The sequence below is a fragment of the Neisseria sp. HMSC074B07 genome (assembly GCF_001810355.1).
Classification (GTDB): Bacteria; Pseudomonadota; Gammaproteobacteria; order Burkholderiales; family Neisseriaceae; genus Neisseria.
On sequence record NZ_KV800985.1, the window covers coordinates 63,173 to 73,762 of the forward strand.

At 43.1% G+C, this 10,590-nt stretch carries 8 protein-coding genes; 2 read left to right on the forward strand and 6 right to left on the reverse strand.

Going from position 1 to position 10,590, the window contains the following annotated elements:
• Window positions 1-195 precede the first annotated feature (195 nt).
• The 6 genes from HMPREF2726_RS12390 to tssK all read right to left on the reverse strand — a co-directional run bounded on the left by HMPREF2726_RS12390 (window position 196) and on the right by tssK (window position 8,121).
• On the reverse strand, window positions 196-414 hold the full coding sequence (locus HMPREF2726_RS12390; RefSeq protein WP_003760086.1) for an HP1242/YdcH family protein: 219 nt from the start codon (window positions 412-414) through the stop codon (window positions 196-198).
• 586 nt (window positions 415-1,000) lie between these two features.
• Window positions 1,001-3,823 carry a type VI secretion system ATPase TssH gene (gene tssH, locus HMPREF2726_RS12395; RefSeq protein WP_009311483.1) on the reverse strand — a complete coding sequence of 941 codons (2,823 nt, stop codon included), beginning with the start codon at window positions 3,821-3,823 and terminating at the stop codon, window positions 1,001-1,003.
• 71 nt (window positions 3,824-3,894) lie between these two features.
• The gene (locus tag HMPREF2726_RS12400) at window positions 3,895-4,383 is read right to left on the reverse strand and encodes an Hcp family type VI secretion system effector (protein ID WP_003760091.1); all 489 of its coding nucleotides are present in this window, start codon (window positions 4,381-4,383) and stop codon (window positions 3,895-3,897) included.
• Window positions 4,384-4,454: 71 nt separating this feature from the next.
• Complete coding sequence (locus HMPREF2726_RS12405) at window positions 4,455-6,095, reverse strand: OmpA family protein (protein ID WP_009311484.1); 1,641 nt, start codon at window positions 6,093-6,095, stop codon at window positions 4,455-4,457.
• A gap of 18 nt (window positions 6,096-6,113) precedes the next feature.
• Window positions 6,114-6,773 (reverse strand): DotU family type IV/VI secretion system protein, encoded by a 660-nt coding sequence (locus HMPREF2726_RS12410; RefSeq protein ID WP_009311485.1) that lies wholly within the window; start codon window positions 6,771-6,773, stop codon window positions 6,114-6,116.
• Window position 6,774: 1 nt separating this feature from the next.
• Complete coding sequence (tssK, locus tag HMPREF2726_RS12415) at window positions 6,775-8,121, reverse strand: type VI secretion system baseplate subunit TssK (protein ID WP_036529066.1); 1,347 nt, start codon at window positions 8,119-8,121, stop codon at window positions 6,775-6,777.
• Window positions 8,122-8,289: 168 nt separating this feature from the next.
• Here tssK and tssB point away from each other — a divergent pair, with 168 nt between their 5' ends.
• Both tssB and tssC read left to right on the forward strand, forming a co-directional pair.
• Window positions 8,290-8,787 carry a type VI secretion system contractile sheath small subunit gene (tssB, locus tag HMPREF2726_RS12420; protein ID WP_003760099.1) on the forward strand — a complete coding sequence of 166 codons (498 nt, stop codon included), beginning with the start codon at window positions 8,290-8,292 and terminating at the stop codon, window positions 8,785-8,787.
• A gap of 40 nt (window positions 8,788-8,827) precedes the next feature.
• Window positions 8,828-10,357 (forward strand): type VI secretion system contractile sheath large subunit, encoded by a 1,530-nt coding sequence (gene tssC, locus HMPREF2726_RS12425; RefSeq protein ID WP_009311487.1) that lies wholly within the window; start codon window positions 8,828-8,830, stop codon window positions 10,355-10,357.
• Window positions 10,358-10,590: the final 233 nt, after the last annotated feature.

A 10,590-nucleotide genomic window follows, 5' to 3' on the forward strand; every position in this document is an offset into this window, starting at 1 on the left:
CGCCGTACTGGTTTAAAGTTAATCCACTATACGTGCAAGCGTTTTCAGACGACCTTTGCTTTGTATTCATGCAATAAACCAGCACCTGTTTATTGTCTGTACTTCCCTTGCCTTATCCCGTCCTACGTTTCATCCGCAAACAAAAAGGTCGTCTGAAATCCCGATATCGGTTTCAGACGACCTGAGAAACTCGAATTATTTGCCTGCTGCTTTTTGCAGAAGAGCGTACAACTCGTCTTTCAGTTTCAATTTAGCTTTTTTCAGCTCTTCGATTTCTTCAGAGCCGCTGGTAACAGGGTTGTTTACCAAACCGGTAATTTTGTCATCCAGCTCGTTATGCTCATCAAACAATCGTGCAAAATGCGCATCTTCTTGTTTTAATTTTGAAATTAAATCGCGATATTCTGGAAACATTTTGTTTTCCTCTTTCGTTGATATGGATAAAACGGCGCAATGCCAAGAAACTGATGGAAATCTCTATAGTTTCATTATAACAAAGCTATCGCTTTTATTCAGCCTTTTTTATCAGGCTGAGTCTGAGCGATATCAAACCCATTCGTTCGTAGAACAGCTTTTAAATATCCTTGTTTTGACACAATATAAAGAAAGTAACAAGACATTATTTTCTCAATATTTATCAATACACTGCATAAAACCTGATTAAGCCCGCAATCCAAATATAGTGGATTAACTTTAAATCAGGACAAGGCGGACGAAGCCGCACAGTGCAGATAGTACAGAACCGATTCACTTTGGTGCTTCAGCACCTTAGAGGAATCGTTCTCTTTGAACTAAGGCGAGGTAACGCCGTCGGTTTAAAGTTAAGCCACTATATAATGGGTTTCAACAATACGTTAGCTATAAAAAGTCGTCTGAAATAAGAATAGCTTTTTTCAGACGACCTTTCTAATAACTCTTGGGATGCGTTATCAATAAAGTGAAAGATTAATGAAGGTCGTCTGAACAACATAATGATTTCAGACGACCTATTCTCTTCCCATTATTCAAATAAAACGTCTATTCCGTCTTCGCCCAACTCCAATTTTGCATGTTCAGGCATATGCCCTGCGGTTTGCTGCCATTGCAAAAAGCTTTGCGCGATAGCAGGCATGACTTGGCGGTTGAGCAAATGGTCGATATTGCGTGCGCCGCTGTCGCCGGTAGTGCAAGAATCAGCCAGAAGCGCTGCAAAATCTTCGCTGTAACTGAGGCGTGTTTGATGGGCTTCGTACAGTCGGTCAGCAATTTTGTCCAGCTTCAGTCTGACGATTTGAGCCAATGCCTCTTTTTCCAACGGACGATAAGGAACAACCTGCATACGCGCCAACAGAGCAGCTTGGAAATGGTCTGTCAGTATCGGACGAATCGCTTCTGCCAACTCTTCCAGACTGAATTCAGGCGTTTCATCGGTTTCAACAGGGTCGTCTGAAACGCAGGCGTTTTCAGACGAGCCATCAGGCATTTGTGCAGAAAGTTCGACTTCAGTGTCCACAATCTGCTCTTCTTGCACGTTTTGCTCTTTACCCTCTTCTGCAACAGCTTCTTCTGTTTCTTCAGGTTCTTGCGGTTTCAGCAATTGGGTCAATTCGTTCGCACCCAGGTTTGACGTCATCAGGATAACGGTATTTTTGAAATCGATTTCCCGACCTTCGCCGTCACGCATCATGCCTTTGTCGAAGACTTGGTAGAAGAGATTAAGAATGTCTTTATGGGCTTTCTCGACTTCGTCCAATAATACGACGCTGTAAGGTTTTTGACGTACTGCTTCGGTCAAAACGCCGCCTTCGCCATAACCGACATAACCCGGAGGCGAGCCTTTGAGTTGGGAAACGGTATGCGCTTCGCGGTATTCGGACAGGTTGATGGTAATCAGCGATTTTTCGCCGCCGAACAGCGCATCTGCCAAAGCCAGCGCCGTTTCTGTTTTACCTACGCCGGACGGACCGCTCAACAGAAATACGCCCAATGGGGAATCGTTGGTTTTTAAACCAGCTTTAGCGGCTCTCAAACTTTGCGCGATAGCATGAATGGCTTCACTTTGCCCAACCACGCGTTTCTCAAGCAGGCTTTCCAGTTGCAGCAGGTTTGCCAGTTCGTCTTTGAGAACGCTGCCTGCGGGGACGCCCGTCCAATCGGCAATAATATCGGCGATTACGGTCTCATCAACGCTGGTGAAAATCAACGGTTTGCCCGCGACAACGGCATCAAGCTGTTGCTGTTTCTCGGTCAGACTGTGTTGCGCGGCTTGTCGCTCTTCAGAAGTCAATTCTGTATTCTTGGCAGCTTCCATCAAGGATTGGATTTCATCCGCCAATTGTTTTTCTTCCTGATATCGGCGGTTCATTTCTTCGCGCTCTTCATTCAATTGGGCAATCTCTTGCTCAACTTGTCGAATGTTATCTTGCTGCGAAGCATTCAGACGACCTAATTGCTTGTCGGCATCCAATGCCTCCAGCTCGCGTTGCAGTGAAGAAATTTGGGCATCCATCAAACCGAAAATATGAGGCACGGTATCCAAACTCATGCGGACGCGTGCGGCTGCCGTATCCAACAAATCTACGGCTTTGTCCGGCAGTTGGCGGCCGGTAATATATTTTCGGGAAAGTTGTACGGCTGCAATGACGGCGGAGTCCTGAATATGGACTTTATGGTAAGCGGCATAACGTTGCTTCAAACCGCGGAGCATGGTGAACGCAGCCTCATCATCGGGTTCGTCAACTTTGACCATTTGGAAACGGCGTTCCAACGCGGCGTCTTTTTCAAAGTATTGTTTGTATTCGCTCCAGGTTGTCGCTGCGATGGTACGCAATTCACCCCGCGCCAAAGCCGGTTTTAAGAGGTTGGCTGCATCCGCGCCGCCTGCACTGTTTCCTGCACCGATTAACGTATGCGCTTCGTCGATGAATAATAAAACGGGTTCTTCAGAATTCTGAACAGCCTCGATAACATTGCGCAGGCGTTGTTCAAATTCGCCCTTCACCCCCGCACCCGCTTGCAGAAGACCTAAGTCCAACACCAATACTTGGGTGTTTTCCAATATCTTAGGCACCTCGCCTGAAGCGATTTTCAATGCCAGACCTTCTACCAATGCAGTTTTACCGACACCCGGTTCGCCAACCAGAATCGGGTTGTTCTTACGGCGACGCGACAGAATATCCATCATTTGACGGATTTCGGTTTCGCGTCCAAATACAGGGTCAATACCGCCCTGAGCGGCTTTTTCAGTCAAATTGACGGTAAAACGTGCAAGCGCATCGTTTTGTCCTGCTGTAGCGGTTTGTTGGGGTTTAGATTCCGCTGAAACTGTATGCTGACCTTCTTCTGAAGCCGGCTGCGCAAATGTATTATTCTCACCTTCGATAGAAACTTCGTCCAACCAAGTTTTCAGACGACCTATCTGTGTTTCAGTCAGGCTTAATAAGGGCCATGCTTCCTGCGTCATCAGACGGTAAGGAGATTTCAGCAATGCCTGATATAGGAAAGCCGAACGGATTTCAGATGCACCTTCGTCACTTGCCAACAACCATGCATCCGACAATAAACTAATCAATGATTTAGACAAAGAAGGATTACCACGAACATTGCGTGGAAGTTTGTCCATCGTACTCAACAAAGGATTCCAAATATTTTCTAAATCAATTTCGTAACGCCTCAATAAGGCATTAACGTCTCCATCCCCTAGTTCGAGCAATTTGATAAATAAATGGTCAACCGTAATTTCGGCATGACCTCGTGTTTGACATAAGCCGGCTGCAGCTTCCATCGCCTGCTGACAATGCGTGTTCAGACGACGTAATAATAATGCTTGATCATGTGCAGACATTTGATATCCCTGATGTAAAAATGTGTTATAAAAAAGTGCTACCTTTATCAGGCAGCACTTTATGTGGATTATTAAGCGCGGCTTTCGTTCCAGCTGTCGGAATGAATGATGTTTCCGTCTTTATAAGTCCAAGTGATTTTTTCGTAACGCAATTCAACGCGTTCCAAGTGATTGTAACGTTCGCGAGCAGGATCTTTGATGTTGTGCATTACAGGACCTACTGCTACAACTTTAACGTTGTCCAGTTTGGTATTGAAATACTCTTTCTCTTGACCGGAAGCGTCAATTTGGTACCACTTGATTTCTACTTCTTTCAAAGTTTGACCAGTTGTTACTGCTTTGTACAGGTATGGTGAAGAAGCATCGTATTCTTTAAACAATACGATAGGTTCGTGAACGCGAGTACCTGTCAGTTTGCCGGTATTGGCATCCGTAGGAATACGGACATTGTGCAGAAACTCAACGATTTCAACGCTGTCTTCGCGACCATTGACGTCAACAGAACCTTTAATAACGGAACCGCCGTCGTCTTTCAACCACATATAAGCAGGAATTGCCATATTTTTACTCCTTAGTTTTATTGAAAACGCCTTAAGTTGTGAGGCTTAAAGCAACTTGTGCTGCATTAAATTTACTGTTTTACAGCTGGAATCAGTATGATCTCAACCCTACGGTTTTTGGCCTTACCTTCTTCCGTCTGATTATCTGCAATAGGCTTGGTATCACCCAATCCTTTAACCTCAAACCGACTCTCCGGAACATTAGAAGAGATAACCAACCAATCTTTGACCGATTGAGCACGCTTTTCTGATAATTGCTGATTAGAAACAGGATTTCCAACATTATCAGTATGTCCTTCAACTAAAATTCGTGTATCAGGATGTGACTCGATTGCTTTTAATGCACCAATCAATGCTTTATTGGCATTATTTTTTAGTTCAAACTGACCTGTTTCAAACAAAGCCAAGCTGTCTAAAGTAATAACTACAGGTTTCACAGGTTCCGGTTTTATCGGTTTCGGAGGTGGAGGATCTTTCGGCATTAAGGCTTTTAACTTTGGAATATATAAATCCGCACGATATAACCCTAATCCTAAATGTGCTGGTACACCCTCATCACGGTATTTCTCAAGCAATTGCAAATCCTGCTTTAGCAATACCAAATGTTGTTGCCGCTCATTTGAATTTGCCTCAGACCGAACATTTTCTATATGCCGGCTGATTTGTTCTATTAAACGGCTATTGTTTTTCATAGAGAAAAACGAAGCAGATAAAAAACCTAATGCACAAACAGATAATACTTTAAAAAGTATATCAATAGCATGATTTTTATGATAAACGGTATATTTATCTGACAATTCGGTATGAATATATTGAAATTGATTACCTTGATAATTATTAAAAGAATGGATTAACCCTTGTGTATTCTTAGAAATATAAGTTGCCCATACTGATTTGGCTTGGCAGTCTCCATCGTCAACTACGCTTAAGCTGCGTACATCGACATATTCCCACCCCCCGTCTGTACGATTCAACAATTGTTCCTCGACGCAATTGAGTGCCTCAATCAGCCATATATATTGACAGCCGTTTGATTGTTTATTTTGCTGTAAAAACTCAATAGACAGACTTTCTTTAAAATCAGTAAAAAACTGATTAATATTTAATACATTCCATCTGCCTTGAGTTTTTAAGGCAAAAAATAGCTCTCTTTTATCTGAAGACTCTTTGAAAAGAAAGGGGGCGCGAATAACAAAACTTACAGGTATAGATATACCCATTTTTTTCTGCAAAAACAATATATTGCGCAACCACCCCCGCATAACCATAGATACATCGGCATTTATGGCGGGAGACAACACCAGCTCTATGCTGAGTGAGATTTGTTTACGGGCTATATTCTGAAGCAGATTCCAAACTACAGTGTATAAATGTTCTGGATTAAAAATATTTATATATACTGTGTCATCATACCTCTCGACTAAATTCGACATCTTCACTGCAGAATCAGGCATACGCAAAACGTAACGCCCAGTAAATCCAGTATTATTTAATTCTGTCGCAATTTGCTGCCAAACTTCTGAACCAATACTGATATTTTCCTTGTCCTTACGCTGCCTGATTAACCAAGCACAAAATATAGCAACAATTGACAAAGCTAGAATACCGCCTTTCAGCATCCAACTAGCTTGCCAATATATTGCCAATACATAAAACAGTATAAGCTCAACTACTATAAAAATAATGAAAGACGAGAGCTTTTGATAAGTCATTATGAAATTACTCTAAATTTATAATGCTTGAGTTTGTTCAACCAAAGTATCCAGATAGTATCCAAATGCAAAATAAGCTACTACTGCAATAACAGAACAACAGATAAATACCCATATCGGACTAATCGTCAGCAAACTCTTAAGAGGCATGCTTTTACGATCGACATAGAATATTTGCCCATCTTGAGTTACCGCATTGCTAGACAACCCGGCAACCATTTTTTTCAAGCTATTTTGTGAATTTTGAAGAGCCATTTCATCTAAAATATAACGTCCCTTGAAGCCCAAATTGATTACACTCAAATATGCCTCGGCGATCAACGAATTGGCACTGCCTGTTTTGCATAGCTTTTCAATTTTGTCGCACAATACATCGCCTGCATTGTATGATTGGAAGAAATGTACTTGCATGGGATTCATTTCCCACACTTCTCGATCACTTCCTTGCAGATTCTGCAGTGCAACCTCATCCAAAAGCGCACACTGCGCATAAGAAATCTCTTCAATCTCCTCTGCACTACGACCAGAGCTTGCTAAATTCTTTCTTAAATTCTCTACCAAAGTTTTGCCATATTCATACCATGTTGAGGCATGCTCGGGACTAAAACCTGCCGATAATGCGGATACGGTCAAAGCAGTATCTCTTAATTCACTTCGAATCAATGGATTATGGTTCATATTAAATACTCACTACTGCAAATAAGCTTAAATGTAAATTGGGTATAGATGTTGGAACGTAAATACTACATACCTGCGATTGCATCATTCTTGAAAATGCCACATGCCGTTTGTCTAATCTGAAGTAAACATTATCCATTCGGAACGGCAAACCAGGAGGGGTTTGATTCAACAACTGCAAAGGCACTCCCATTACTGCCGTATTGATAACGCGTTCCACGTCTTCCGGCGCACCAATTTTACTGACCAATGGCAATTGCTTCTGCAATTCAGCAAAAACAACGGAATCAGAATGTGCCGAGATATAAAACTCCGCATTATCATCAATTCTGTTGTCAAATATCTGAGCTCGCCAATGTGTAGATTTTGTATGTTCTAACGACAATTCGATGACAGGCGATGGAATGACTTCATCTAACAGACTGCGGATTTTCAACTCCAAACGGTTGAAGGTTCCAAACAGATCAAAATGATCGTATGGTTCCATCTCATTCACGGATTCACTCACCCTGAATGTGTACAACATACCAAGTAAACGAACCAAGAGCTTATAAAGCTCCTCTGGATGTTGCTGCGGATAATCATTCAAATGTTTCAATTCAGGATAAATCGTATTTAATCCGTGCAAGAACCAGAACAAGGTTGAGTCAGACACAGAAAAATCGACCGTATTTTCACTACGCGCCCGGCGGCGGGCAGATAAGTTATCTATACGGGACAACACCAGCAAAGTGATTCTATTCAGACATGAAAGTAAAACTTCCGAACCTGTAATCGACAATAATGGAGGGATGTAGTCTTTAGACCAAATCAATGCCCCATTCTCGTTTTTTTCCACTACGCCGATGGGGCATGTAATGTAATCGTCATTATCCTCGAAATCAAAACGAATTTGTAAATTTAATTGCTCAACGGCAAGTTCTGCCTCCTCAGCGGAAAATAAATCCTCAACTTGCTCGAACTTTTTCACAAACCGTCTGGGGGTATTTCCAGCCCCGTTTTCATCCACCAAATTCGGTACATGCGCTTGATAAACCGGGAGAGCCAGCAACACTGTATTTCGCGCTCTCATAGGCAGGCTATTAATATCACGAACTTCAACAGAGCCACTGCCCGACTGCAAATCGATTAGAGTTCCGTCAGGCAGGCAGGCCTGAAGCTCATCCAATTTAATTTTTCCTAATTCAAGCGTCTGCTGGTCGAACTCGCAACGAAAACATCCCCACTTGAATTCACCCATCAATTTTATTACTGTTGCATAAATGTAACTATTAAAAACGTTTTGTTGTTGGAAGTGCTGAGGAGAGAGCAAGACACCCTCTTCCCATAATGGTTTATGAAATTTCACTGTTTATACCTTTTAAATACCTTTTGTCAGATAAATTTTGAATGCAATAGACAACAGTATACCTAACATTTATACTATTTAGATAGAAATATATCCAAATTTAGTATTTATATTTCATTTGAAACGAAAGATTTTCCCTTCAACACATAACAGAGAATAGGATTAGCCGTGAGCAAAAGTTTCCAAAACGAAGTTCCACCTTCACGTATCAATATCAAACTAGACCTCCATACCGGAGGCGCACAGAAAAAAGTCGAGCTTCCGCTCAAACTTTTAGTCACCGGTGATTACAGCAATGGTCAAGACAAACGCGACCTTGCCGAAAAAGAAAAAGTCAATATCAACAAAAACAACTTTGATTCCGTATTGTCCGACTTTAATCCTAAAGCCAACCTGACTGTGAAAAACACCCTCTCCCCTGCCGGCGGCGAGATGAACATCAATTTGAATTTCAAATCTATGCGGGATTTCCATCCGGAACAAATTGCACAAAATGTTCCCGAGCTGCGCGCTTTATTGGCTATGCGTAACCTGCTCCGTGACTTGAAATCCAACCTGTTGGACGATTCTGCATTCCGTCGCGAACTGGAAACCATCTTGCGTGACGAAAATCTGTCTGCCGAACTGCGCGACCGCCTCGAAAAAATTGCACCTGTTAACAAATAAAACACAAGGTCGTCTGAAAACACCCGTAAGGATTTAAAATATGCAAAAACGCCAAGAAGCCCAAACAACCGTTATAAAACAAGAAAACACAGCCAGCGTTTATGAAGCGCTGTGTCAAAAAATCAACTTAAACGCCGTCGACTCCGTCATCGACATCGAACAGTTCCAAAGCGCCGAAAAAATGTCCGAAGCCTCTGCGGATGAACGCATCGCAGCGGCGGTCAGCGTATTTTTAAAGATGATTCAAGACTCATCTCAAAAAGTAGAACGCCTCGACAAAAGCCTGTTGGACTACCACATCGCACGCATTGACGAACAGCTCAGCCGCCAATTAGATGAAATCCTCCATAACGAAGAATTCCAAAAAATCGAATCTGCATGGCGCGGTCTGAAATTCTTGGTTGACCGTACAGACTTCCGTCACAACGTTAAAATCGAAATCCTCGACGTCTCCAAAGAAGACTTGATTCAAGACTTTGAAGATGCCCCTGAAATCGTCCAAAGCGGACTGTATCGCCACACTTATAGCAACGAATACGACACCCCGGGCGGCGAACCTATCGGCGCAGTCATCTCCAACTACGAATTTGACCGCAGCCCGCAAGACATGGCTTTGCTGCGCAATATTTCGCGCGTCTCCGCTTCTGCACACATGCCGTTCATCGGCTCTGTCGGCCCATCTTTCTTCGGTAAAGAAAGCATGGAAGAAGTCGCCGGCATTCAGGATTTGGCGAACTATATGGACCGTGCCGAATACATCAAATGGAAAAGCTTCCGCGAAACCGATGATGCACGCTATATCGGCCTGACCCTGCCCCGCTTCCTTGCCCGTCTGCCTTACGGTAGCGATACAGTTCCTGTACGCAGCTTCAATTACGAAGAACAAGTTAAGGGCACCGAACACGATCGTTACTTATGGGCAAACGCATCCTTTGCCTTCGCTGCCAACATGGTTCGCAGCTTCATCAATAACGGCTGGTGCGTTCAAATCCGCGGACCACAAGCCGGCGGTCTGATTGAAGACTTGCCTATCCATATGTATGATTTGGGTACCGGCAATCAAGTAAAAATCCCTACCGAGGTCCTGATTCCCGAAACCCGCGAATTTGAATTTGCCAATTTGGGTTTCGTACCGCTGTCTTTCTATAAAAACCGCGATTACGCCTGCTTCTTCTCGGCCAACTCAGCGCAAAAACCTGCGCTCTACGAAACCAAAGAAGCGACTGCAAACAGCCGAATCAATGCCCGTTTGCCTTACGTTTTCTTGCTTTCCCGTCTGGCTCACTATCTCAAGCTGATCCAACGCGAAAACATTGGTACAACCAAAGACCGCCGTATGCTCGAATTGGAATTGAACACTTGGATCAATACATTGGTTACTGAAATGACAGATCCAAGCGACGAGTTGCAGGCAACACATCCTCTGCGTGAAGCCAAAGTCTTGGTTGAAGACATCGAAGACAACCCCGGCTTCTTCAAAGTCCGTCTGTTTGCCCGTCCTCACTTCCAAATCGAAGGCTTGGATGTAAACCTGTCCTTGGTATCTCAAATGCCGAAAGAGAAAAAATAAACCCTTGAATAACGGTATCGCATGATTTGTCTTCCATATATTCATGCAATGAATCATTAAGACAGCAGACCCTTAGTTGTTTGCTGCCGAAGACAATCTAAAATGGTGCTGAACTCAAGCGGTCGTTCTGTATTTGCTACATGAACGACCGCTTTATTTTTTGGCAAATGAAATTCATTAGGACGACATCGCGTCTTCTCCTTATATAGTGGATTAACTTTAAATCAGGACAA